Annotated in this window: 20 protein-coding genes; 7 read left to right on the top strand and 13 right to left on the bottom strand. The window is 35.8% G+C overall.

Going from position 1 to position 25,384, the window contains the following annotated elements:
• Positions 1 to 111: 111 nt before the first annotated feature.
• The 7 genes from AC0QT4_RS03815 to AC0QT4_RS03785 all read right to left on the bottom strand — a co-directional run bounded on the left by AC0QT4_RS03815 (position 112) and on the right by AC0QT4_RS03785 (position 6,951).
• Positions 112 to 771 (bottom strand): hypothetical protein, encoded by a 660-nt coding sequence (locus AC0QT4_RS03815; RefSeq protein ID WP_473200396.1) that lies wholly within the window; start codon positions 769 to 771, stop codon positions 112 to 114.
• Positions 768 to 1,178 (bottom strand): hypothetical protein, encoded by a 411-nt coding sequence (locus AC0QT4_RS03810; RefSeq protein WP_473200395.1) that lies wholly within the window; start codon positions 1,176 to 1,178, stop codon positions 768 to 770. The genes AC0QT4_RS03815 and AC0QT4_RS03810 overlap by 4 nt, the downstream gene beginning before the upstream one ends.
• Entirely contained in the window at positions 1,166 to 1,672 is a 507-nt protein-coding gene (locus AC0QT4_RS03805) for a hypothetical protein (RefSeq protein WP_473200394.1), read from the bottom strand. Before AC0QT4_RS03805 ends, AC0QT4_RS03810 begins: the two co-directional genes overlap by 13 nt.
• Before the next feature lie 65 nt (positions 1,673 to 1,737).
• Positions 1,738 to 2,313 (bottom strand): MFS transporter, encoded by a 576-nt coding sequence (locus tag AC0QT4_RS03800; RefSeq protein ID WP_473200400.1) that lies wholly within the window; start codon positions 2,311 to 2,313, stop codon positions 1,738 to 1,740.
• 695 nt (positions 2,314 to 3,008) lie between these two features.
• Positions 3,009 to 3,827, bottom strand: coding sequence for an abortive infection family protein (locus AC0QT4_RS03795; RefSeq protein ID WP_473200393.1), 819 nt, complete (start codon positions 3,825 to 3,827; stop codon positions 3,009 to 3,011).
• Positions 3,828 to 5,085: 1,258 nt separating this feature from the next.
• Positions 5,086 to 6,450 carry an MFS transporter gene (locus AC0QT4_RS03790; RefSeq protein WP_473200392.1) on the bottom strand — a complete coding sequence of 455 codons (1,365 nt, stop codon included), beginning with the start codon at positions 6,448 to 6,450 and terminating at the stop codon, positions 5,086 to 5,088.
• A gap of 252 nt (positions 6,451 to 6,702) precedes the next feature.
• Entirely contained in the window at positions 6,703 to 6,951 is a 249-nt protein-coding gene (locus tag AC0QT4_RS03785; RefSeq protein WP_473200391.1) for a cytochrome P450, read from the bottom strand.
• 509 nt (positions 6,952 to 7,460) lie between these two features.
• Here AC0QT4_RS03785 and AC0QT4_RS03780 point away from each other — a divergent pair.
• The 6 genes from AC0QT4_RS03780 to AC0QT4_RS03755 all read left to right on the top strand — a co-directional run bounded on the left by AC0QT4_RS03780 (position 7,461) and on the right by AC0QT4_RS03755 (position 17,083).
• On the top strand, positions 7,461 to 7,658 hold the full coding sequence (locus tag AC0QT4_RS03780; protein ID WP_473200390.1) for a hypothetical protein: 198 nt from the start codon (positions 7,461 to 7,463) through the stop codon (positions 7,656 to 7,658).
• A 378-nt stretch (positions 7,659 to 8,036) separates the two neighbouring features.
• Positions 8,037 to 8,444, top strand: a complete 408-nt coding sequence (locus AC0QT4_RS03775; RefSeq protein ID WP_473200389.1) for a hypothetical protein — start codon at positions 8,037 to 8,039, stop codon at positions 8,442 to 8,444.
• A gap of 1,065 nt (positions 8,445 to 9,509) precedes the next feature.
• Positions 9,510 to 12,269, top strand: a complete 2,760-nt coding sequence (locus tag AC0QT4_RS03770; RefSeq protein ID WP_473200388.1) for an autotransporter outer membrane beta-barrel domain-containing protein — start codon at positions 9,510 to 9,512, stop codon at positions 12,267 to 12,269.
• Positions 12,270 to 13,264: 995 nt separating this feature from the next.
• Positions 13,265 to 13,576, top strand: a complete 312-nt coding sequence (locus AC0QT4_RS03765) for a hypothetical protein (RefSeq protein ID WP_473200387.1) — start codon at positions 13,265 to 13,267, stop codon at positions 13,574 to 13,576.
• 1,031 nt (positions 13,577 to 14,607) lie between these two features.
• Positions 14,608 to 14,817, top strand: coding sequence for a hypothetical protein (locus tag AC0QT4_RS03760; protein ID WP_473200386.1), 210 nt, complete (start codon positions 14,608 to 14,610; stop codon positions 14,815 to 14,817).
• Positions 14,818 to 16,717: 1,900 nt separating this feature from the next.
• Complete coding sequence (locus AC0QT4_RS03755; protein ID WP_473200385.1) at positions 16,718 to 17,083, top strand: response regulator; 366 nt, start codon at positions 16,718 to 16,720, stop codon at positions 17,081 to 17,083.
• 314 nt (positions 17,084 to 17,397) lie between these two features.
• On the opposite strand, the gene rpsI is transcribed toward AC0QT4_RS03755, so the two are convergent.
• On the bottom strand, positions 17,398 to 17,883 hold the full coding sequence (gene rpsI / locus AC0QT4_RS03750) for a 30S ribosomal protein S9 (protein ID WP_473200384.1): 486 nt from the start codon (positions 17,881 to 17,883) through the stop codon (positions 17,398 to 17,400).
• Positions 17,884 to 17,885: 2 nt separating this feature from the next.
• Positions 17,886 to 18,350 (bottom strand): 50S ribosomal protein L13, encoded by a 465-nt coding sequence (gene rplM / locus AC0QT4_RS03745; protein WP_473200383.1) that lies wholly within the window; start codon positions 18,348 to 18,350, stop codon positions 17,886 to 17,888.
• A 307-nt stretch (positions 18,351 to 18,657) separates the two neighbouring features.
• Between rplM and recJ the strand changes: the two genes are divergently transcribed.
• Entirely contained in the window at positions 18,658 to 20,442 is a 1,785-nt protein-coding gene (gene recJ / locus AC0QT4_RS03740) for a single-stranded-DNA-specific exonuclease RecJ (protein ID WP_473200382.1), read from the top strand.
• A 14-nt stretch (positions 20,443 to 20,456) separates the two neighbouring features.
• Here recJ and parE read toward each other — a convergent pair whose 3' ends face one another.
• The 4 genes from parE to AC0QT4_RS03720 all read right to left on the bottom strand — a co-directional run bounded on the left by parE (position 20,457) and on the right by AC0QT4_RS03720 (position 24,973).
• Complete coding sequence (gene parE / locus AC0QT4_RS03735; protein ID WP_473200381.1) at positions 20,457 to 22,523, bottom strand: DNA topoisomerase IV subunit B; 2,067 nt, start codon at positions 22,521 to 22,523, stop codon at positions 20,457 to 20,459.
• An 81-nt stretch (positions 22,524 to 22,604) separates the two neighbouring features.
• Positions 22,605 to 23,330, bottom strand: a complete 726-nt coding sequence (lipB, locus tag AC0QT4_RS03730) for a lipoyl(octanoyl) transferase LipB (protein ID WP_473200380.1) — start codon at positions 23,328 to 23,330, stop codon at positions 22,605 to 22,607.
• Positions 23,331 to 23,480: 150 nt separating this feature from the next.
• Entirely contained in the window at positions 23,481 to 24,332 is an 852-nt protein-coding gene (locus AC0QT4_RS03725; RefSeq protein WP_473200379.1) for a TPM domain-containing protein, read from the bottom strand.
• Complete coding sequence (locus AC0QT4_RS03720; protein ID WP_473200378.1) at positions 24,332 to 24,973, bottom strand: LemA family protein; 642 nt, start codon at positions 24,971 to 24,973, stop codon at positions 24,332 to 24,334. The genes AC0QT4_RS03725 and AC0QT4_RS03720 overlap by 1 nt, the downstream gene beginning before the upstream one ends.
• Positions 24,974 to 25,384: the final 411 nt, after the last annotated feature.

The following is a 25,384-nucleotide window of genomic DNA, read 5'->3' as shown; positions in this document are numbered from 1 at the left end:
TTTTCTTAAGCAAAACACTAAAACTACACTGACAGAAAAGAGAAAAAAAGAATAAAGTAGAGAGGGAGAAGACAAAAATATTCATCTAAAGCTATAATCTCAGTCCTCAGCTTATTTAATTTTCATTAATTCCCCATCAATGATCAGAGGATAGTCAGGAGTTTGAACAAAAGATTTTATTTTTGCAGAGCTTGAGGACTGAATGAATTGCGATTTCCTTATAAAACAAATATGAAAAAATTGTGATTTATTGATGATATCTTTTATGAGGTAAGAAGATGAGAGCGATGATAAAAGAACACTTTTTTTAATCTTATAACTTGAATCAATGAACAATAAAATTCCAACACCGTGTTCAAATTTATTTATTATCATGCGTTGAATGTCTGCCGCTGAAATATTGCAGCCGTGAAGATTCAAAACATTTATGATATCGTGAATAGAAATTGAAGCACCCATGACATTATGAAAGGCTGGAGTTCTTCCTCTAAGATGTAAGGTGTGCCCGCGGTATCCACAAATACATGATTGATTACATGCAATGGTAGCAATATCGCCTGTAGCGTGCTCGAGTAACGGCTCATCATCAGGATAAAAAACCGATACAATGAGTTCATCATTTTCAGGATTTGATTTCACTTGAATGTGATCGTAAAGATGATAGAGGTCACCATCAATTTGGAAATACTGAAATCCTAGTGGACCAGTTTCTTGAGGCGTATAAGCAAGAGGCTTAATACGCAATTTAGGAATTATATTATTTGCTTTCAACGCAGATTGCGATTGAAAGGTTTCTCCAAGATAAAAGAGGGTTTTGAGAGATTGTCATTTTTTTCTCGAGAGACCGTAATAAGCTTATCCGCAAAACTTGGAAGGCATATTATAGGATCGCTGAAAAATTCTTCGATGGCTGAATTCAAAGTGTCATAATCAACGATAGATGCAAACGGATAATAGGTAACTTTGAGAAGGCGACAAATTTCATGGGCAAAGTAAAATTCATCCCATAGTCCTCCAGCTGTAAGGCAATTTGCAACGGAGCTTACAGAGCAGTTCTTGAAGACAGTTTTTAGATTCTTTGCGGTAGAGTGTGTTACAAACTCATAATTGAGCCACTTGTGGTGAAATCTTTTGGGAATTCTCGTTGTACCTCCAGTTGTGAAAACTATATATGACATTGAAAATCCTCGTTTTTTTTAGCTTGCATAAGGCACATGGAGGATGCAAATGTAGAGGCAATAATGATCATGAAAAAGATTAAAGAAACATGGCTGTTTAAATGGCTGATTATCCATCCACTCATCCATGAGCCTGCAGCTTGGCCAATATTTGAAACAACAAGGATATAACTAAAAATAACACTAGAAGATAAAAGTGCTGGTGTCTTTCCTGCATTATAATATATTTCTGGAATAATGACAGATTCGTAGACACTGTAAATTAAGGCAATCATGGCGGTAGAGACTCCACCTATGAGGTAGAATGAGGCTAAGCTTCCCGTAAGGCATATCAGATAAAAAGTTGTTTTATCGGAAAGGGTGAGATGTTTATTAATTATCCCCTGCCAGATACAAATACCGATCCCGACAGTTGAAAAGAAAAGACCACTATAAGGAGCGAGATTGCTATCAAATTTACTCAGAAGTGTCGTGGTTGTGAGGAAGATTCCCATAATGGACGAGCAAAGTAAAGCTGTGACCAGTAAATAACGAAGTGAACGATTCCTTATTATTTTTTTTAAAAAAGAAAGAAAAGCCGTTTGTGTTTTTTTCCTTTTTCAAGGGATCTTCTTTTCTGTGGGTAGTTGTAAACAATTTTTATAGAGAGAAAACAAAAAGACAAACCAACGACTACGAAAAAAAACATCATAAAAACGGATTCGTTGTATTTTATGGCACACGTTGCAACAAGAGGGGCAATAAAAACAGCAGCATTTTGAAAAAAAGAATAAAGGGTTAATGCACGTTTAAGAGCTTTTCCATTGAGATGTTCTGTTAAAATCTCTCTTAGAAATGGCTTTGAAATCGCTTTCGAAAGAGCTGTTAAAGTAAAAAAGGCTAACCAAGCAGAAGGCATGACTGATAGAGTCATAAGAAAAAAAGCTGCACTTCTTAAAATAAAGGCGGTAGTCATTAATAATTTACGAGAATATTTCTCAAGGTATTTTGTTGTCGTTACCATGAGAATGCTTTCAAGAATTACTGATCCAGAGAGATAAAAAGCAACATTTTCAGCAGTGATGAGAGAAGAGATTCCAAGAAGAGGGAGGACAAAGAAAAAGGAAAACTCAGAAAGAAAAACGGTACCATATATAAAAAAGTAATTTTATGTTTGCTCATGGGATTTCCTTATAAGCGCAGTTAAATGATCAAAAACGCTTTGTTGTCTATCTTGAGGGAGTTGCAAAAGCCGCTGTTTTAGCGGTGCACATTTCATTGAAAGTATCCCCCCTCTTGATTTCACTCGTCAGTCTCTTGCGAGAATATTGTTTTTTATTTCTTTTACAATGTTTTTAGAAACATCCAACATCTCAGTATAGAATTTTTTCTTGCTGCATGAGGTTATAAAATCTGCATGATTAAGAATAGTTTTTTTGGCCTCCGTGTGCACTGTTTCCAATAGTGCTTTTCCCTTGAAGTTTGCGGAATTCTACAAAAATCAGTTTTCCTGAGTGGAAGAAAAATCTTATATCTTGTGTCTTTTTTATAAAAGGCATTAAAAATATTGAGCAGAGGAGGTTGGGATAAAATTTCCTATACTTATTGCATGTTGTAATCCATCTGACTTAATAACACAAAATCTCATTTCTGAACTGACGGGTTTAAAAATAAAGGATTCATATTCTGATGAAATAAAAGATGGGATCGTAGGGACAGTTTGCTTGTGATAGCTGCCGTATCTTTGATGTCTAAACTATAAAAATATTGAAGTGGAGCAGAAAGGCGTGTATTTATGTTAAGCATCGCATCATTAAAAAATACTTACGATTTCTCAAATAAAATTTTTTATTATACTTCTTTTATGAATTCTAAAATATAGGCTGAAATGGTGTGTGCGGCATGAATAGCTAAACGCGCATGGCGGGGACGAATAGTGTTTTTCCTAAAATCTTCTTCTGACCTGCCATGAGCAGCACTTTTTTTATTTCTTAAATGCATAGTGCCTTTTACAATTTCATATAGTCCAGAGGCGATCTTTCTTACATCTTCATCAGAAAAATTTTTTGGCTGGAGACCAATGTGGGTAGCGACTTTGTCCCATAAATTGGAGAGTGTATCAGATTTTTCTTTATAGACGATAGAATGGTGATTGAGATAAGCTTTACAGGATGCTTCCAGTACAGTTGCGGCATATAGAGCTGCGTTTATTGGATCTTTTTCTACGGTTTCTAACGCTCTCTCAATTTCGATTCCTATTGCGGAGAGTTGCTGTTTTGCAACCTTATCTTGTAACTCTTGTGTAGAGAGGAGTCCTAATTTAGTGATATGTCCCCTACGCAAATACCGCAATCCATCTTTAGTTAAGGTTTCTAGGATTTTACATTGATTTTCTTCTAGTTTCTCCACTGCGTGTAGTGTTTTTTGATCATCAGGTTCTATATCCATAAAATCACCGAGTAGCTGACCAAGGACTTCAAGTGGTTCAGGGCATTCTTTATTGATTGCTTGGAGCCGTTTTTTAATCATAGTCGCTTTACTATCAGAAGGATCTGCGTTAAGAGCAGATGGTGTAAAAAAGAATAAATCATTCAACAGCTTCAATGTGTAATGCATTGATAATATTTGGCTAAGAAGTCCAATAGTTGCGGGAGGAATTTGTGATTTCATGAGAGAAATTTGTCAGAGAGGGTGATGACATATTTTTTATGACATTATAAAGTTTATGAGATTACCTTTTTGAGTGAGAGACTTATTCTCTTATCCTCATGGAGAGTTCTATAAGAGCCTTTGTTCTTAAGTATCGCACATTCTATTTTATAAAATGGTTCAAGAACATAGTGTTGGCTCTAATATCCATATCTTTTATCCAATAACAAAAAGCATATCATGCATGTTGAAAATTGCTTGAGATGAAGCGTATTTACTTTATACTAGGCAAAAACCCTATGAAAAGTTGTCTCAATCATATCTTTGGAAAGTATTACTAAATCTCTTTGCTTTTAACGTACGCGTTGATATTTATTTGCATAGCGTTGTAAAAGCCTCTTTCAATCCCTTGTGCAATTAAAGTCTGTCTTTGTAAAGAGAGGTATAAAAGTGAGGATGGCGGTTCTATAGTGGGAAGTTTCCTGCGTAAAAATGCGATTATGTTTCTTTTTGCATCACCCTCTAGCTTTTCCACTATGCGGTGAATAGCAGAAAGTTGGCTCTATCACACTATTGCTAGCTCCTAATCTTGTAATAGCTTTTGCATTTGAGAGTGTTCATGAGAAGCATTTGGTTGCTTTTCTTCAAGTGTTTTTATCTACATAGAGATCCTATTTGTCATGTGTAAGCGGGTGAGGTTGAGTGATCAACATAAATAGGCGTGAAAGGAGAGAATCTTGTGATATGCGGGATGCTAGTTCAACAGGGAAAACGATGAATTGTTTTTATCAATAAACCTGTTGCTACTATATTGATGATCAGACAAAGGGCGGAATATAGAGGGCGTTTGTTTGGGCTAGTGGTGTGAAAGTAGGGTGCGATTTTTATATCGCGATGCGTGGTAGAGATGGTTAGCATTGAGAGTTTTAGGGGAATCATATCTCTACTACGGCTATAGGGGGCTTTGTTATTGTGCTTAATGGATATAACCCACATTGAAAATGTGTGCTTCCCCCATGAATACCTCCAAGGATACTATCAGAAAATTTTATATTCCATTAGGTTTTTAGAGGTATTCAAAGGCATAAAGAAATCATAAAATGACCAGTTACGCAAGTTATCGGAGGTCCCCATTTAGGAAACCTGTCTGTTCAGTACCTTTCATAAAAATGATGACGAGTGAGATTTTAGTCCTAGCGTACTAGTATTCTTCCGCAATGGTAGAAGCTGTATAAGCTTATGCCATTGTCAATGTTATAAGGACTTTCAACAGAGTATATCATAAATCGGAGTTGTTCTCTTTACGTGATAAGGAGAATGCTAGGCAAAACAGTAAAAATGTAGAGATAGAGAATATGAAGAATATAAGATATGTTTGACTTAAGGAAAGGTATTCTTCTGTTAGAAAATGTATCAAAAAGCCAGCGAATATTCCCCCTAAGGCTCCACCTATTTGCTGTAATATGCGTGTAATAACTGCCGTATCTTTGACATATAAACTGTTGACATATTGGATGGGGGCAGACAGGCACACAATGGTGGTGATGCCAAGACCTATGCCTCTTAGCAAGAATCCTAACCCATCCATACTTATATTATAGCCGAAGCATAATAATCCAAAGCTTGATATGACCAAACCAATTCCGATCATGAAAAAGGGGGATTTTTCTTTCCATTTCTGGTAAATAAATTTTCTTCCAATCCATGCTCCTATCCCTTGTAAAGCAAGAACTGCGCCAATGATGAGAAGGCTATTTTCGTAGTTTCCTTCCATGGAAACAGCTATTGGGAAATAAACGAGGAAGCTATAAAAAAGAAATGAAGCGATAAGCCCCATTATCATGAGTAACGTGTAGCGCGCATTTTGAAACCCGCTAAAGACTATTAATTTGTTTTTTGCTTTCTGATTAGAAACAATGAATAATATGAGGGATGCCACCGCTATAAGTGCTATAATATATAAGGAGTTGTTGTTATTTATATTTCTGGCTTCTGTTAGGTAAAAAAACGAAATAAGAGATATGGAAAACGCTAAAAATGCAAATAAGTTAAATTTTGTTTTTGTTGTTTCGCTGCTCTTTAAATGTTTTGCTCCAAGGGTGAGTGCCAATAAAATGAGCGGAATATTTATAAAAAATAACAAACGCCAAGACACATACTGAGCAAGTGAGGCGCCCACCAGCGGTCCAAAGGCAGGAGCAAAAACCGTTGGTACTGCTATGGTGCCCATGGCTTGACGTACCCGTTGTTGTCCAAATTGCAAGGCAATAATGGTTTGGCTAAGGGGAAGCAAAAGACCTGTTCCAAAACCTTGAATAATACGGGCAGATATGATGGTTGGAAAATCATAGCTTAATCCTACCCCCAATGAGCCAAGCATAAAAATGAAATTTGCAAGGAGCCAAGTTTTTTTGATACCTATTCTTCCTTGTACAAAAGCTGCCATTAACAGCCCTGGCACGGTGGCTAGAAAATAAGATGTTACAACCCATTGTATATTATTTTCCTCCACTGAAAAATAATCAGCAAGGTCAGGAAGGATGACATTGACAATACTTCCATCCAGCAAGGGAAGTATGCTGGAAATAATGACAGTATATATTACATACCATTCTGATTCAGTGTAGGAATCTCCCTTTAGCATGATTATGCTCCCTCCAAGATATTATTTAAAATATCGGTCCTGCTCCATATATTACAGGGCCTTAAGAATGAAGATGTGTTGATGATGCTCTCGGCTCTGATGTTGGGACGAATGTGATCGATAGCGCTGATGGCCCCCTTGTATACAACCCCTCCTCCTCCAAAACAAAGCCATCGGTTAAGTTGATCTTAGTTAACCTATCAAGGAGTCTATTCGCTGTCAATTTACCCTGCATGAGAGCAAAAGCAGAACCTACATGGGAGGTGTATGCCTGCTCGAAAAGCTAAATGGTTCGCTGATCCTTGTAATCTTCGGCCCAGTTTTATAAATCCGTTTGCGCTCTGGTATAAAATTGTTGGGGTTCATAAAAACATCAGGATCACGGTTAGCTGCTTGAATCATGCAAAAAACCAGTGAATTAGCCGGCAACGAAATCCCTGCGAATTCCATTGCTTGATTGGTCTGGCGCGGTATAAGCTGAACCGGAGAAGTCAGGTGCAATGTTTCTGCGATTGCTTCGCCAAGAAGCATCCACTCTTTTTGGATCTTTTCTCATTCTTTCGGATTTGTGAGTCAATGGTAAAAAAGATAAGTTAATTTTACGGCAGGCTCTATGGCAGTCAATAGTACGTTAAGGACGAGCGCAACTCTTTTAGAAGTTGTTATGCTGTTGTCATCATTTGTTTTCTAACATAAGATAGAGATTAAATCTGCTGATGCGTTTTGGTCCCATTTTTCTATAAGGGGGTGGGAGATCAGAAAATATCTCTTTACTGTACCATAAACAAAATTTTTTTCTTCTTTTGATTAATGTAGGCTGGTAACAAAAGACGCAACCCCCTTATGCCATAGGAATATTTCGTTTGTAGCGAACTATCGGTAAGCTTAAGACCATGAATGTAACAAGCACACTATAATCCTTACTAAATTCATTGATAATATCTGTTTTTCCCTTTGGAAGATAGGGCAAGAGAAGTTGATCTATTGTTATTTTCAATAATTGAAGCAGTGTGTGTGAAGAATATTTTTCCAGTAAGTTTTTGAAAGTACGACTTGCCGCTTGCTATGGTGTTCATGCCTTTCCATTTGGCTTAATAGGCGGATCGCCCATTACTGGTTCTGCACGAACGGCTAAGGGTGCTATTGTAAAGCGGGTGTTCTTTAAAATTGCGTTGATATTTTCATATCGGTCTAAAAATAAACCTTAAGATCTTCATTCCAAAGAACAGAGTTAGAAGAATGTACAGTTTGGTGTGTATAGAGTATAGAAAGAAAAACAGATAGTAATTTTTTTGTTAGTTTTTAGTTCTTAACTTATGGTGAATACTTTAGGGAAACAGCGAGACATCCCAATACAGATCAGTTCAGAAAACATAAAAAAGCCATAAATGAGATGTTGTTTAAAGAGTCGGTTAACAGCAATTTTTCTCTAGTAGAATTCGTTTTTAATGAACCAGTGAAAAAGATAATCGATATAATACAGAATGGACGTTAACAACAGCTATAATTTTTTTCAAGTAAGAAACTATAATATGAAACATAGAGGGATTGTCTTGTAAGATGAGAGTTTATTTATAGAGAATAAAATGAAGAAAATATTAATATTATTGAGCGGGATGGCTTTGTTCACTATATCTGGATGTTTAACAGAAGAGCCTCCTTTAACTGCTTTTGATGCATGGGAAAAGTCTGGTGCGGATAAGCTGGAGGTAAAAAAAGCGGTGTTAGAATGTGGGCTGGAGTCCCTTTCTAGTTTTCCTACAGAAAAGGAGGACTTTCGTGAAAAAATCAATAGAGATGCATCAGTGGATGCATGCCTGATACGAGAAGGTTTTCGTGATAAATTTGGGGTGGTGAATTGGTGTGAGAAGTATAAAGCTGATAATCTTCCCATTTGTCAACCTGGTGCTGTTATTCCTCAGCGTAGTGTCACAAAACGTTTGAATAGTCCTTATTGTCAAGAGAATAAAGATCAACCGGAATGCCAGCCTTAAGTTTTGCTGTTGGTAATGATAAGTTCCCCTTGTTCTTGCTTTGATGTGCATGGGGTGGGTTGCTTTCTTAATGAACTCTTTTCAAGATAAAATATCAACAAGTTTAAGAACCTTCTCAGTAAATAAGCGCATTACAAGAGAGAAAGAAAATCTTGAAACTATTGAGTGGGATAGCGTTATCGTAGTGGGATTTCTAGCCGGCTTTCTCTATGGGGGTAGCTCTATGGAGAAGGCTTAAATTTTGATGGGTTTACAATTAAAAGCACTTTCACAATGTGATTGGATATCATCATAGATCTTTTTTTTGAAGAGACAAATGTGTGTATGAATTTGTTTCGGCTTTGAGTGCATAAATAACGCAGGACTCCAATACAAGTTGCAAGACTTAAAGAGGCTCTCTTGTTCATCATTTCTAAGGAATGAAGAACTCTTAGAGGATCTGATGATAGCGGAATATCAGCGGTTTATGAAAATATAATACATTTTGTGTAATAAATTTAAGTAAAAATGACTGTAAGCTGATGAAAAATATTGAGAATAATAGAAAAATTAGCAAACGAAAAAACTCTCGTAACTGTTTTATTAAGGTCTCTTATTTCATTCAGAAGTAATTTGATGAAGCAAAATCATAATGAGATAATGAGCAAAATAAAAGCACTTTCGTCTGCTCTTAAGTGAGTGGTTTCATTTAGGGGTTAAACTTGATATTGAAATTGAATATTGTATTGATATATAAATATTTTCTATATTTTTCTTACTCTTGTAGAGATGCATGTTATTCAATTTTATGGAGATTTCATTTTTTCTAGAAGCTGCTTTTTATAGCATTTTTCTTTATCGGAATAAGCTTATTGAGACTGATTTTTTGGTAATTTTCGTTACTCTCTTTAATTAGTATTTAAGATAATACTCTTTTAAAAATAACAGGAAATATTGACTTTTTTATTACAGCTTTACATAAAATACAAAACGTATTAAGCGTATATGCGCAATCAGGTAAGCTGTAAATACTCTTTTTTTAGCCTCCCTTTTTGTTTTGTTGAGAAAAAAGAAAGTTTGAAAAAAATGATCATCAAAGTATCTAAAAATCGCTTATATTCATGTATTTTTATGAGCGTTGTTTTTTGTTTTTTTTCAAACATAAATGGTGTTGAGGCGCGTTCTCATTCGTCTGTGTCACTTTCGTGTGATGAAGGCAAACTCCCTTATAGATGTAGTGATGGTGCAGAGCATAAGATTAGTGATCAAACGTACCAGTTTATCCTATCTCCTGAAGCAAAGAACGGAGATGATAATTCTTTTTTGTCGTCTGCTGCCATAGGAGCACAGAAGACAAATACAAGTATCCAAGCAACGCGTGTGAAAGTTGAAGCTGCTGGTAATAGAGAGGGTACCTATGGTGTCGTTGCAGCGCAAGGGGGAAAAGTTCTTTTAAGAGATTCAATTTTTAAAGGATTTTCAATGGGTCTCAAAGCTGAGAGTGGAGTGATAGAGGGGGAGCGCGGAGAAGTTGAAGTTACTCAAGTGGGTGTTTATGCAGACAAACAAGGGGCGTCTGTTGTTTTAAAGGATGTAAAAATTAAAGTAGAAGGTCAAGATACCGGTCAGGGAGTAGCTCTTTTCAGTGGTGCTGGCGCAGATATTAAGATGACGGGTGGCTCAATCGATGTGACGAATGCAGCTGCACTTTATGTGAAAACAAAGGGAAGAGCAGCTTTAGATGGTGTGACCATTACTTCAAAAAGTAAAAAAATAAATGAAGGAGATAATATTGTTCATGCTGTTTTCAATGTCAATCAACATGGTTCTATCTTGCTAAAGAATACCAATGTTGTTGCTACCGATGTTAGTGGTTTGTGGATCGGATTAGATGCTAATGCGCAATTAAGGAGAGGACCGGAAGGGAATATTTTAATTTCACGGGTTAATATTGAAGATTCAAAAATTACTCTGATGGGTAACAAGGTTGGGATACATTTCGATATGGACAAAGGAGAGAATGATGACGGACAAGGAATTGTTTTGTTAAAAAAGACAACCTTTGAGGTTCCAGAGGGTACGGCTCTTCACAGTCATAAAAGTAGTGGTTATATTGGAATCTCGGGAGGGACAAAAATCTCTGGAGATTTATTGTTAACAGCTGAAAAGAAAGCTTCTATGGCGGTTTTAGCTGATTCTTCTTCACTTGTAGGGGGAACCCGTGTTGCTGATGATTCCCTTGCTGAACTTTATTTGACAGGACATTCAAAATGGGTTCTCACAAAGAGGAAAGTAATAAATTTGCAAGATTCAGAGCGCTTAATTTCATCAATTTCGTTTTTAAAACTTGCTGATAGTCTCATTACTTTCGAAACTCCAACATCTCAAGAGTATCAGACGCTTCGTATTGGCAATGGGGAAGAAGAAGTTTATAGTGCGCAGGGGGATGCGCATCTTTATCTTAATACGTACCTCAATGGTGATGGTTCGCTCAATCATCAAAAGACTGATCGGCTTTTGATTGAGGGTGATGTTTCTGGACAGACGACGCTTCATGTGCAATTTATTCTAGGAAATAAAGGGGAAGCAGTAGACAGTGAAAGTGCGCACAGTGTTTCACTGATTCAAGTCTCTGGAAAAGCGGCAGAAGATTCTTTTCAGTTGAGTAGTCCTTATATCACATGGGGAGGGTTGCCTTACCAATACTATCTCCATGCATATGGTCCAAGTTCCTCTCTTGGAAATGCACGGACTGATCAAAGATTAGTTAAAGGTAATGCAGATTTTTGGGATTTTCGCCTCGAAAGTAAATATATCCAACCTGTTCCAGAGGGACCTGTTGTCATACCACCTAGCATTCCTCCTCATTTTAAATCAGAAATAAGAGAGGTTGTTCCACAAATACCGACTTATCTTCTTTTGCCGAATGCCTTGTTTCATGCTGGGCTGATAGATATAAGTAACCAAAATAAGTGGTTAGAGATTATGCGATCTGTTTCCAGTGGACTCGAGGCTAATAAGACTTTTGCTTTATCTGTTCAAGGTTATGGTGGAAGTTACTGTTATGTTTCCGATCTTTCCGCACTTGAATATGGTTACAGAGGTCATCTTGATTATAGTGCCATAGAGGCAGGTCTTTCATTGAAGACGGTTGAAAGTGCATATAGCACAACGTCTTTAGGGATCATGGCGACTTATGGGAAGATTTCTTTGCTCCCTCTTGATGTTGAACACAGTCAAAAAAGTACATTTCATAAATGGTCAATGACAGCATATGGGAATATCGAACATGATACTGGTTTTTATGTGAATGGACTTTTATCCTATGGTTTGTTTAAAGGTGATGTGTTGACTGTTGCAAGGGGAAAGACGGCAACATTAAAAGGAACTCCAGTGAATGTTTCTTTATCCGCTGGGAAAGCATTTATGGCAGGAAATAAAGATCTCACTTTTGATCCGCAGATTCAGCTTATTTATCAGCATCTTCAATTTGATAATGCTCGTGATATTGACAACTTTGATATTGAGATGGGAAAATTTCATCAATGGGTGATGCGTCTTGGTGGACGTTTAACCAAAACCCTCGCAGCCTCTAAAGAGGATCGCCTTCTTTCTTTCTATGGAAAACTTCATTTTACACATGGTTTTGGAAGAAAACAATTTGTGCATTTTAAAGATGCATTTTCGTTGGGTTCTTTTGGCTCTTCTTTAGAAGCTGGATTTGGTATTCATTCAAAACTGTCTTCAAAGATTATACTTCACAGTGATTTAATCTACCAGCATAAGCTTACTAAGGCTGGTTTTACTGGCATTCGTCTTTCTGGTAGATTGCGTTATCTTTTTTAGTCAATTTTGTGGAAAACTATCAATGACAATGAGCGCTCTGGTATCTTTGTGATTTTAAGACAAAAATGGACACTATAAATAGAAAATATAAGATGTATTGAGTCCATTAGAAATTTGGTAATGTTTTCTATAATGTTTTTGTTTTGTCTTTAGTTTTTTTTGTATTCTTTAAATTAATTTAAGCAATGTTGTTCGTGAAAACATGACAGTAAATGCAACGCTCAAATTCTAGTGTAAGCGGATTGGCTCAATAAAGCTCTAAAATGCCTGATAGAATGCTAAAAGGATTGTGCTAGGCACCACAGCTAGCAAATCAGGATCAAGCGTAACATAAAGGCTTTTTACTCGCTGAAATGTTGCGATAGTTCTTGTGTTGAAACAATTTATTAGAGGTGTTTTGCTTCTGTCTTAAACAGTTTTTTACCCATACACTGCTCCTGCCTATGATAGGCAAGTGAAGAGTTTTTTAATTCATTATGGGAGGTAATGAAATAAAAGAATCCCACGATACTTAGGGCTTTCATTCAATATTTAAAACTATAAATTACATTTGCAATCAATAATTTTATGGAGTGGATACGGTCTCTATTACCTGAAAAATACAAGGATTGTTTAATCAAGGAAAACGCAGGACAATAGCAGTAAGACTGAGTTTGATGACAGTGTAAAGCTCTTTCTTCATGACTTTTACTAACTAAGAGATGCCCCGAATTTTCGCGGGGATAATTCGTTTGTTTTATGCTTTTGTTAAGAAGAAACAGTGCTTCACGTCTCATATTTTAACAGTATTATAAATAATATTATTATTTAATTGAAGTATACATTACGTATAACTATATTATACATAATGTATTTGTTCATTGTGAACAATTTTTATTTCTAATTTAGAAAATATATTTTTACATTAATCTGGTATGCATGATAGCAAATTCTCTGTATTATAATGATACGTTTTGTAATAGAAACATTTGTAATAGAAATAATGGAGAATAATAATGGGTAGTTCAAGTTCCTCGAGTGATTCACACCTTTCATGTAGTCCTTCAGGCTTTTGGAATGAGGTGAAATCAACAGCACAATCAGGGGCAGATATAGGAGGAAACATTGGGTCAAAAGCAGGAGCAGTGGTTGGGGTAGTCGGAGCAACAGCCGCGACAGTTGAAACAGGTGGTGCTGCTTTGCCCGCTATCTTAGGGGCTGGTGCAGCTGGTGGCTACGTAGGTGAAAAAGCTGGGAATGTTGAAGGTGGATTAATAGGGGCAGGTGTAGGACTTGCACATCATAGTTATCTTTGTGTAACAAGGTAATTTACGAACTATTTATCGGTATATCTTTAGATTTATGATAATTTTGTAGACTTATTTATTAATATGTCTACAAATATTGATAAAATAAAATTTATAATAATTTAATAGATTTAAATTTGGAAATTTTATGCGTTATGGATAAATTAAATATTATTACTGATTTGTTGTTATATTTTTGTAGCTTATTTGTATTTATATATTTATTTAAAGTATATTATGGACATAGAGATTGTCGTAGCAATTTTATTATACAAAAATCATTAATAATAATAATTTCATTTTTTATATTATTCTTTATATTATTTTACTATGTTAAATTTTATGTAATTGATGATGTTTTTAAATAACGTTTTTTATAAAAGTATGATAATTTTGTAATAAATATTTATCATTTTTAAATAGGATATATTATGATTGATATTATTTTTACTATTAAAAATGCATTGTTTGCGACAAATATTTTTGTAGTTTTAAGTATATATTTCTATAGATTAACTTTTCCGACGTTATTTCAGTCTATCAGATTAGGATTAATGATTATTATTATTTATTTTACAATGTATTTTGGACTCTATTACTTGCTAAAATAATATTTATTTTTCATTTCTACAAAAAAATCCTCATATGAGGTAAGTGTATGCTATCGATTGATGTTGTTTAATATCTGTATATTTTAGTTTTTTATTGTTATGGTGGATGTTATTGATGTGGATGGATTTTGTTGATTTTATTGTAGAAATATTGCGTTCGATCCTTTTTGTAATTACTGTTATGTTTTTCATTATTTTTTCTTATGAATCTAAAGGTTATAGTAAAAAAGAAGCTAAGAAAATATTAGCATCAATAATAAAATTATTTCTTATAGTTTTTTCCATAACGTCTGTTGTAATAACATTTGTTGTTATATTTTATTTAATTTATTTAATGCTATATTAAATTTTATAAAGTAAATATTTTCTACTTTCTCTAATATTTCATCGATAAATTTTCCAAGAGATGGTTTAAAGGCTGGGTATACTGTTGAAGATTATTTGTCATCAGAAAATTCATCGAGAGTAGTAGGGAATGATATAGGACACAGTGCCGGAGTATTTATTGGAGGTATAGGTGGAGGGCTTTCATCAGGTGGAGCAGGGATCCTGCCTGGGGCTGCAGGTGGGGCTGTAATCGGTAGCGGCATTGGCTATGGGGCAGGGTCCGTTGTGGGATTTGGTTCTCGGTTTAATGCATGCTATTATTAATTTATAAAATATTTATCCGCATCTAAAACTGTGGTAATTTTGTAGACATATTAATAAATATGTCTACAAGTATTGATAAAATGTATTTTAGTAATATATTGATTAATGTTCTATTTTAATTAGGAATTTTATATTTTATGTATATTTTTAATACTTCTTCTGATTTAATTTATACAAGTGTTTGTTTAATTATATTTATGTCTTTATTTGAGTTTTATTACGAATCTAGAGATTCTGTAAAAAGAGGTATTAAAAAAAGGTCGTTTCTAGAAATTAAAAAAAGATCCTTTATAATGACAAGTTCATTTTTTATATTGTTCTTTTTCTTATTTTCTTTAGTTAATTTTTATATAACTTAGTATTTTTAAGTTTAATAGCTATATTTTTAATGTAATTTATTATGATTGATATTATGTTTAATATTACAAATGCGTTGCTTGCGACAAATATTTTTATTGTTTTAAGCATATTCTTTTATAAAGTAAAATTTCCTACTTGGCGGCAGGCTATAAAATTAGGAATTAATATAACTATTGTATATTTTTTGATATATTTTGGACTTTATTATATAATAAAATAGTATAATTATTTATTAATAAACTTATTTTTAATTTTATATTATCTAAAATTTAAACTAATATTATAACTTAATTAAAGTAATAATATTATTTGTAAATTTTTTAAATTGTTATTGTGATGGATATTGTTTATGTGGGGTGATTTTAGCAGCTTTATTGTAAATATGCTTTTTTCGATACTAAGCGTAACTACGATTTTATTTTATTTATATTTTTACTTGAGGTATAAAGGTTATAGTAAAAAAAAGCTACGAATGATAGCGATTTTAGTTCTTGTAATTTTTTTCACATTATTTTTTATAGTATCTTATATTTTTAACGTTTTTAAATTGCGCTAAATTATTTAATTCTGAATAAATTTAAAATGTTAAAATATATTATATATATAAATTTAATTGATATAAGAAGTTTTATCGCAATTTTTATTTGTATATCTTATTATATAATAAATTTATAGAGTGCGCTTATAGTTTTTGTTGAAGATGTAAAGAGTAAAGTTGACAGCCTCTCTTTCAATCAACAGATATGATCCTTTCATTTGATATGAGAAATAAATCGATAGCCATGTAAATATTGTTGCTTATCGGTGATAAAACAAACATAATTGATAGGATAGTGGTGATAAAAGACTGCAAGAATTTTTGTCTGTAATTCGTATCTTCTGACCAATAGTTAAAAAAAAATAACAAAGAGATCAGAAATGGTGAGAAAAGAGTAAGAATTTATAATAAAAATTTTTTACTTGCCATTATTGCTACCGCTTTTATATTTTACAATGCATTCTTTGCATGGGGAACATTCTAGGGTTTCATTGAAAAATTCAGAGATCGCCTTTATTTTAAGTTGTTATTGAATAGCTGTATTGATGGATAATAAAAGCGTCTGAAATAACAAAATATTATAACAATGTTCTCGTTTAATAGAGAAAGCATTGATTGCTTACAGATCAAATGATCTACATATAGCAACGTTACTTAAATTTTCTCTTCAAAAGCTGTTATGTGAATTGATTTGCAATGTTTTATATTTTTTTTAAGCTAAAAAACTTACGTGTTGGTTGCAATATCTATAGACCTTATCAGACTGAAAAATAAAGCCCATTAAAAAATATGCGGTATCACAAGCTACCACAATCTTAGGATTATTCTAGATTTCCTCTATGAACTGGAAAAGTGTCATGCTTAGAATTACAAATATTTGCGAAAAAATGCTTTTAGCATGAGTTGTTGCGTTTCTTTCTGGTTTACAATTTTTTTTATCATTTTATCTTAGTGAAAAGGTAAAGTGTCTTATTTTTTAGCTTAAAGGGTGGAATTATACGAATGTCAAAAAAAGTTATGATCGTGGAAGATAATGAACTGAATATGAAGTTATTCCGTGATCTTGTAGAGGCGAGTGGCTATGAAACAGTTGAAACGCGCAATGGTCTTATGGCATTAGATTTGGCTCGTTCATCAAGGCCTTCCCTTATTCTTGTGGATATCCAATTACCGGAGGTATCAGGGATTGATGTTATTAAACAATTAAAAGCAGATGAGGAACTGAGATCTATTCCTGTTATTGCTGTAACCGCTTTTGCTATGAAAGGGGATGAAGAACGAATTCGTGCAAGTGGTTGTGAAGAATATATGTCAAAGCCTATTTCTGTTCCTCATTTTATCTCAATGGTAAAGCACTTCTTAGATTGAAACTTTGTAAATGATGATGAAAAAAAGGAACTGAAAAGCTCTTGATATAACTAAAGTTATATTGCAAAGGTCTTTTTGAACAATTGTACGGATATAGCTGAATGAACAAAGTATAGCTTCTAAAAATTGAAATGAAAAATACGATGCTTTTTAGAACAATTTCTTCTTAGTTCTTCGCTAAAAAATTGTTGTTTTATATTTGTATTTTCTCCTGATAGATAGAGATTGATCGTTCTGTTCTCTTAAAAACCTGCTTTAGTAAACGCAAAAAGCCCCGTTTTGACGGGGCTCTAAAGAATGCATAAAAATTGAAATTAGCGTTTTGAGAATTGGAAAGAACGACGTGCTTTCGCTTTACCATATTTTTTACGCTCAACGACACGGCTATCACGGGTGAGAAATCCGCCCTTTTTCAAGATTGTGCGAAGTTCTGGTTCGTAATAGGTTAGTGCTTTGGAAATACCATGGCGCACAGCACCAGCTTGTCCAGAAAGACCACCACCTGCAACAGTTGCAACAATATCAAATTGCGTATCTCTGTTTGTCGCAACGATTGGTTGACAAAGAATCATTCTTAAAACAGGACGGGCAAAATATTTATCGAATTCTTTATTGTTAATGGTAATTTTTCCAGAGCCTGGTTTGATCCATACACGAGCAACGGCATCTTTACGTTTTCCTGTCGCATAGGCACGGCCTTGTGAATCGAGCTTCTGCACATGAACAGGAGCAGCATTTTCAGGTGCTTGCGCAATATTTGTTACAACGCTAAGCTCAGAAAGAGAATTAATTTCAGCCATAATCAAGCAATCCTTTTGTTTTTGCGGTTTAAAGCACCAACGTCAAGAGATTCGGGCTGTTGTGCTGCATGCGGGTGTTGGCTTCCAGCATAAACACGTAGATTCTTCAATTGACGACGACCAAGTGGTCCACGAGGAATCATACGCTCTACAGCTTTTTCAACAACGCGCTCAGGAAAACGGCCTTCAAGAATCTGACGCGCTGTACGCTCCTTGATTCCACCAATATAACCGGTATGCCAATAATATTTTTTGTCTGTATATTTCTTGCCGGTGAGAGATATTTTGTTTGCATTGATCACAATAACATTGTCACCATCATCGATATGTGGCGTAAATGTGGCTTTATGTTTGCCCCGTAAACGGTTAGCAACGAATGTGGCAAGACGACCTAAAACAAGGTTCTCGGCATCAATAATAACCCATTTTTTCACCACTTCAGTTGGCTTTTGTGAAAAAGTTGCCATAGAAGTATCCTTTGTTGAGACCCTTTATGAGGGCATTTTTGTTGCTTTGCTTTGTTGTTGTGCGTTGAAAATTGTTATCATAGCGAGATATTTAACGCATATTATCTGCTCTGATATAACGTCTTTTGAATTACGTCAAGATAAAATAAAAACTTGTAAAACAGTATCTTATAATTGAGGTATTATAATACCACTCTCTATGAGGTGCTTATGTATCTTTTATGCTAAAATTGATGCTGCGAAAGAGTATTTTGTCTCTAAAACCCTAATTGTCTTTCATTGGTTTTCATTGTAAGAATAAAGAGTGATGCAGCAGTCTCGTTATTTTCTCAATGTTGAATCTTCTTCTTGTGGTCAAGCATGGTTAGATGCTCTTGATATCCACGGGATCAATAATGCTCGTGCTATTTCTCAAAAATTTGGTTTTCCAGATGCGTTAGCGCGTGTTCTTTCGGCACGAGATGTGGACGAATTTGAAGCCGTTGCTTTTATCAATCCAACATTGCGCACGCTCATGCCTGATCCAGAAAGTTTTGCAGATATGCAATGTGCGGCAGAGCGCATCGTTAACGCTATTGTGAAAAAAGAAAAGGTTGCGGTTTTTGGCGATTATGATGTTGATGGTGCTTGTTCATCAGCACTTGTAGCACGGTTTCTGCGTTATTTTGGTGTAGAAGTAACAATTTATATTCCTGATCGTATTGTGGAAGGATATGGCCCTAATGAACAAGCGATGAGGATGCTCGCGCAAGAAGGTGCCCGTTTAATTATTACAGTTGATTGTGGTGCAAACAGTCCAGAAGCGGTGAAAGCAGCAAGGCTTGCTGGTGCCGATGTCGTGGTTTTAGATCATCATCAAATGTCTGAGGTTCATCAAGAAGCTGTTGCCCTTGTTAATCCTAATCGACCTGATGATTTTTCTGGACAAGGGCATTTATGTGCTGCTGGCGTGGTCTTTGTCACGTTAGCATGGGTTAATCATTTGTTGAAAAAAAAGAAGTTGAAAGAAGATCTTCCTGATCTTCTCAGTATGCTTGATCTTGTTGCATTGGCAACCGTTTGTGATGTTGTGCCTTTACAGGGGGTTAATCGTGCTTTTGTGGTTAAAGGGCTCCAAGTTGCACGTGCTATGTATAATTGCGGCATAGTGGCTTTAACAAAGGTTGCACGGATAGGGGAGCCGCTTAATAGTTTTCATTTGGGGTTTTTGTTAGGTCCTAGAATTAATGCGGGAGGGCGTATCGGTGATCAAGCTTTGGGAGCACGTTTGCTCAGCTGTGAGGATAAAGGTGAAGCTGAGAGAATAGCAGAACAATTGGATCAGCTTAATCAAGAACGCCAAGAAATGGAAAGTCTTCAATTGGCACAAGCAGAATCTTATATCGATGCTCTTTATCAAAATCAGGATACTCCTCTGTCACTTGTGATTGCCCATCAAGAATGGCACCCAGGAATTATTGGTATTCTTGCATCCCGCTTAAAAGAGCGTTTTTTTTGTCCTGTTTTTGCAATTGCTTTGAAAGAAGATGGAAGTGGCGTGGGATCAGGACGCTCAATAAGTGGTATTGATTTAGGAGCACTTGTCCGTGAAGCCGTTACCTTGAATTTATTAGAAAAGGGTGGGGGGCATAGTATGGCGGCAGGGATTACAATTCAAGCAACAAAAATTGAAACTTTTCGAAAATGGCTGGAAGAGAAAGTTTCTTTAATGGTATCACAGTTGCGTGCTAAAAAGTCTCTTAAGGTAGATGGTTGCCTTTCTGCTTCTGGTGTCAATAAAGAGCTTTTTGAGATGATCGAAAAAGCCGGGCCATTTGGTTCAGGGAATACGACACCTGTTTTCGTTCTGCCCTCTCACAGGTTAATCAATTTGAGTGAGGTGGGGAAGGGGCATCTTCGCCTCGTTGTTTCTAATGTTGAGGGAAAGAAACTACAAGGAATTGCTTTTCGTGCTGTAGGAACACCACTTGGTCATTTTCTTGCTGAAAATATTGGTGAAATGATCCATTTGGCTGGTAATCTCAGTTTGAATTATTGGAATGGAATGATTAATCCACAAATGCGCGTGATTGATGCCGCCGCGGTGGTTTAAAAGGGTCTTTTTAATTAAATGTCTAGATTGGAAGCAAAAGTAGAATTTTCTTGTATGAAACGAAACCGTGCTTCCGGTTTTGTCCCCATGAGACTTTCTACTGTATCTTTAGTTTCTTGCATTTCCATTGCATCAATAGAAACGCGGAGCAATGTACGCTTTTGAGGATGCATAGTGGTTTCTTTCAGTTGTTCAGCGCGCATCTCGCCAAGACCTTTAAAACGGCCAATTTCGATTTTAGCTTTTCCAGTAAATTGCGTCTTGAGCAATTCATCTTTATGGGTATCATCACGGGCATAGGCAACTTTCCCCCCTTGTGATATTCGGTACAGGGGAGGTACAGCAAGGTATAAATGTCCTTGACGAATAAGATCGGGCATCTCTTGAAAGAAGAAGGTAATGAGCAGTGAGGCAATGTGAGCACCATCAACATCTGCATCGGTCATAATGATGATACGTTCATATCTGAGATCTTTTTCGCGGTATTTAGAGCGTGTTCCGCATCCAAGAGCTAGGATAAGATCACTAATTGTTTGGCTTGAGTTCATTTTCTCATGTGCAGCACTGGCTACATTTAAGATTTTGCCACGAAGAGGTAAAATTGCTTGGTTTGCTCTGTTGCGCGCTTGTTTAGCAGAACCACCAGCGGAATCTCCTTCAACAATGAATAATTCGGCACCAGCAGCACAGTTTTGGCTGCAATCTGCGAGTTTGCCCGGCAGACGTAATTTACGGACAGCAGTTTTTCGAGTTATTTCTCTGTCTTGGCGTCGTTTAACGCGTTCTTCAGCACGTTCAATAACCCAATCAAGAAGTTTTGTTGATTCTTGAGGAGAATTAGTCAGCCAATGATCAAAAGGATCGCGTATTGCATTTTCAACGATACGCTGGGCTTCAATTGTCGCTAAGCGGTCTTTGGTTTGTCCAACAAATTCAGGATTTCTGATGAAGATTGAAAGTATTGCTGCTGTTGAAATCATGATATCATCAGATGTAATGATAGAAGCGCGTTTATTTCCTATCAACTCAGCATAGGATTTCAATCCGCGTAAAAGAGCCATCCTTAGTCCTGTTTCGTGTGTTCCTCCTTCTGCGGTAGGAATGGTATTACAGTAAGACTGTACACTGGCATCACCACCATGCCAAGCGATGGCCCATTCAACGGAGCCATGATCATTACAGTGTTTTGTTCTTCCAGAAAAAATTTCTGATGTTACGCGATATTCATCTTTTAATGATGAGACTAAATAGTCTTTAAGTCCGTCGGGGAAGTGAAAAACAGCTTTTTCAGGAATATTTTTTGTCCCCTCAAGGAGGGCGGGATCGCAATTCCAGCGAATTTTTACGCCACCAAAAAGATAGGCTTTAGAGCGTGTCATCTTATAAATTTTTTCTGGATCAAAAGCTGCTTTTTCACCAAAAATTTTACTATCAGGATGAAAGCGAACGCGCGTACCACGACGATTATAAACATCACCCAAATCTTCCAATTCAGATTGTGGAATACCACGTGAGAAGCGTTGTCGATAAAGTTTTCGTTCTCGTGCTACTTCAACTTCCATATCATCAGAAAGAGCATTAACGACAGAAATTCCTACTCCATGGAGGCCACCTGCGGTTTGATAAGCTTTTCCATCAAATTTCCCACCGGAATGAAGTTGCGTCATAATGACTTCAAGAGTAGACTTATTCGGCATTTGAGGATGATTTTCGACAGGAATACCGCGTCCATTATCTGTAACTGTTAAATAACCGTTTTTGTCTAAGAGGACATCAATTAAGTCTGCATAACCGGCAACGGCCTCATCCATGGCATTATCAATAATTTCAGCAAACAAATGATGCAAGGCTTTGCTATCTGTTCCACCAATATACATTCCAGGGCGTAAACGTACAGGTTCCAAGCCTTCAAGAACGCGAATAGAAGAGGCATCATAATTACCTTCTTGCTTATCTTTCGTACTTTTTTTCGAAGTTATCGCTTCTGAGTTGATTGGAGATTGCAGTTTTTTTTCTTTTATATTTACCCGAGACTGAACATTGTTTAAAATACTGAAAAGATCCTTGCTATTATCGCTCATGGCGTTTGATTATCCACCTCATAAATAAAAATCTCACTAGAATAAATTTTATGCCTGTTTTTTATTTAAAAATCAATGCAGTTAGGAAACATCAATTGTTGGACCAAAAATTTCTTCAAAAACTTGTTTTAGGGCAATATCAATATCACGCATTGTTATAGGGAAACCTAGATCAAGAAAGCTGGTTACACCATGGTTTGTGATCCCACAGGGAACAATTCCTGAATAATGCGCTAAATTAGGATTAACATTGATAGAAACGCCATGAAAGCTTACCCATTTTCGCACTCGAATGCCAATAGCAGCGATTTTATCTTCCGAAGAGACATTTGACGAGGAACTCGACCTTTTAATCCAGACCCCAACGCGATCTTCACGACGTTCACCTCTTATATTAAATTTCGCAAGGACTTGTATAATCCATTCTTCTAAGGCACTAATAAAGGCGCGGATGTCTTGTTTTCTACGTTTAAGATCAAGCATAATATAAGCAATACGTTGTCCTGGACCATGATAAGTAAATTCACCACCTCGTCCAGCTTCATAAACAGGAAATAAATTAGGTGTTAAAAGATCCTTTTTATTGGCACTGGTCCCAGCTGTATAAAGGGAAGGATGTTCAAGAAGCCAAACTTGCTCACGCGCATTTTTTGTAAAAATGTTTTCTACACGCTCTTGCATGTAACATAGGGCTTCAGGATATTCGACCAAGTTATGACTTATTTTCCATTCAACTGGTGGATTTCCAGGAAGTGCTTTGAAGTGATGCGGTAAGTGGTTACGATCAATCTGTTTGAATTCATACATGAGCAATATTTACATTGGTGTCCAAGTTCGTCGTGTAATCAGTAAAAGAATTACAGAGTAAAATATAGATTTTTTTATTAAAATGAAGATAATACAGTCATAAATTTTATTTATGAGAAAATTCACTTCATTGAAAAATCTACACGCGCTCTACCATCTTCCTGTAGCACCGCCACCACCAGAGGATCCACCACCACCGCTGAAGCCTCCTCCTCCTGGTGGACCACCAAATCCTCCAGGAGGATATCTACCGCCGGATCTTAAGTTAAGAAACCAAGGTGTGAAGATGATACCCATCCAGAGATATTTTTGTGGGCCTACTTTTTTCCCAAAAACCATGGCAAGAATAGGCAAACCAAATACGATAAAAAGAATGAAAAGCATAATTGTATTTGCTATCATTTGTTCTTTTTCAGCTTGTTTACGTTGCGCTTCAACAATTTTAGCCTTTTCTCTCATTCTAAAAGAAAATTCAGAATCACTTTCTGTAAGAACGTTGATTATTGCATGAACTGCTTCAATAACACCTTTTTGATAATTTCCTTCACGAAAATTGGGAAGAACAAAGCTATTAATGATCACTGAAGAAAGAGCGTCTGTTAGCACGCCTTCTAAACCATATCCCACTTCAATACGTGCTTCGCGCTCATTCGGTGCAATGACAAACAATACACCGTTATTGAGCTGTTTTTGCCCTAATCTCCATGTGCGAAAAAGAGCATTGCTATATGTTTCTATATCGTTTCCTGAAAGGGTAGGGAGAGTGACAATAACAATTTGGTCTCCAGTCTTCTCTTCGAGCTTCGTGAGCTTTTCTGTTAAATTTTGCTCAGTTGTCTTATCAAGCAAATGAGCGACATCGTTAACATAGCCCGTTAAGGGAGGAAATTTGGTTTGCGCGTAAGTGATATTGCTCAATGCAACGACCAACCATAGAGCGCTCAAAAAAGCCCATAGATATGGAAGAATACTGCGTTGCAGAGAATATCGAAACGATTTCATTAATTAAAATTGACCTTTGGTACTTGTTGGCTATTGGTGTCAATCGTAAAAGTTGGCATAGGTTTAGCATCACGAAACCATAGTTTTGCCCAAATCATCGTTGGCATTGTTTTGAGAGCAGTGTTGTAGACACGTACAGTTTCGATATAATCACGGCGTGCAACAGAAATCCGATTTTCAGTTCCTTCTAATTGTGATTGTAGAGCAAGAAAGTTCTGATTTGCTTTAAGATCAGGATAGTTTTCAACAACAGCCATAAGCCGTGAAAGTGCGCTTGATAAATTGGCTTGATTGTTGAGATATTGCTTCATTATTTCTGGGTTGTTCAACATATCTGCATTAATGTTTACTTGCGTTGCTTTGGCACGTGCTTCAATAACATTTGTAAAAACAGCTTGTTCATGCGCTGCATAAGCTTTGACAGTCTCCACGAGATTTGGAATGAGATCTGCACGACGCTGGTATTGATTCAGCACTTCGCTCCATGCCGCATGTGCTTTTTCTTCATTTGTTGGTATCGTATTAAATCCGCAGCCACTTAAAAATGGTAAAAGTGCTAAGAAAATAATGATTGAAAAGTATCTTAACATTTTAAACATAGGGTAAGGAAGCATCATTGAAGTCATTTGTCCATTTAGCATAAAAATATCTCCACAGCTGTTTTATTATCATATAGGATCTCACTTGTCAGTGGAAAGTCTTTTGAACTTCATAAATATATATTTTGTGAAGAAATTTATATTTCTATAAGTTTTAATTTTTTTGTGTATTTTAGTGATGAGCTTATATTACAATAATAATACTGTAAGACAAACTTATACAATATTAATATTAGTTCTTATCGCTGCTGCTTATCCTTTTCTACCTTTTGGTTCAGATATCGTTTGTTTTTCAAGCGAATAATTGAAAAAACATGTTTGAAAAATTTACAGGGCTCTGGAGATAAAAATAGAGATAAATCTTCCTCTTATTCATTGTTATAACGAGGTGTATTTTATACACTGTATTTTATGAATGAGAAGAACCGCACGGAGTTTATTTCAAGATATAAA

The sequence above is a fragment of the Bartonella sp. EBT8 genome (genome assembly GCF_055796165.1).
The sequence above is the reverse complement of the archived record's forward strand: the minus strand, read 5'-3'. Positions and strand labels throughout refer to the sequence as shown.

Excerpts from the sequence above, each read along its gene's own strand:
- rplM (WP_473200383.1), bottom strand. The coding sequence starts at position 18,350 with ATGGCAACTTTTTCACAAAAGCCAACTGAAGTGGTGAAAAAATGGGTT.
- AC0QT4_RS03775 (WP_473200389.1), top strand. The coding sequence starts at position 8,037 with ATGAAGAAAATATTAATATTATTGAGCGGGATGGCTTTGTTCACTATA.
- AC0QT4_RS03755 (WP_473200385.1), top strand. The coding sequence starts at position 16,718 with ATGTCAAAAAAAGTTATGATCGTGGAAGATAATGAACTGAATATGAAG.
- AC0QT4_RS03720 (WP_473200378.1), bottom strand. The coding sequence starts at position 24,973 with ATGCTAAATGGACAAATGACTTCAATGATGCTTCCTTACCCTATGTTT.
- AC0QT4_RS03810 (WP_473200395.1), bottom strand. The coding sequence starts at position 1,178 with ATGTCATATATAGTTTTCACAACTGGAGGTACAACGAGAATTCCCAAA.
- AC0QT4_RS03765 (WP_473200387.1), top strand. The coding sequence starts at position 13,265 with ATGGGTAGTTCAAGTTCCTCGAGTGATTCACACCTTTCATGTAGTCCT.
- AC0QT4_RS03790 (WP_473200392.1), bottom strand. The coding sequence starts at position 6,450 with ATGCTAAAGGGAGATTCCTACACTGAATCAGAATGGTATGTAATATAT.
- recJ (WP_473200382.1), top strand. The coding sequence starts at position 18,658 with ATGCAGCAGTCTCGTTATTTTCTCAATGTTGAATCTTCTTCTTGTGGT.
- rpsI (WP_473200384.1), bottom strand. The coding sequence starts at position 17,883 with ATGGCTGAAATTAATTCTCTTTCTGAGCTTAGCGTTGTAACAAATATT.
- AC0QT4_RS03725 (WP_473200379.1), bottom strand. The coding sequence starts at position 24,332 with ATGAAATCGTTTCGATATTCTCTGCAACGCAGTATTCTTCCATATCTA.
- AC0QT4_RS03770 (WP_473200388.1), top strand. The coding sequence starts at position 9,510 with ATGATCATCAAAGTATCTAAAAATCGCTTATATTCATGTATTTTTATG.
- AC0QT4_RS03805 (WP_473200394.1), bottom strand. The coding sequence starts at position 1,672 with ATGGGAATCTTCCTCACAACCACGACACTTCTGAGTAAATTTGATAGC.
- lipB (WP_473200380.1), bottom strand. The coding sequence starts at position 23,330 with ATGTATGAATTCAAACAGATTGATCGTAACCACTTACCGCATCACTTC.
- parE (WP_473200381.1), bottom strand. The coding sequence starts at position 22,523 with ATGAGCGATAATAGCAAGGATCTTTTCAGTATTTTAAACAATGTTCAG.
- AC0QT4_RS03795 (WP_473200393.1), bottom strand. The coding sequence starts at position 3,827 with ATGAAATCACAAATTCCTCCCGCAACTATTGGACTTCTTAGCCAAATA.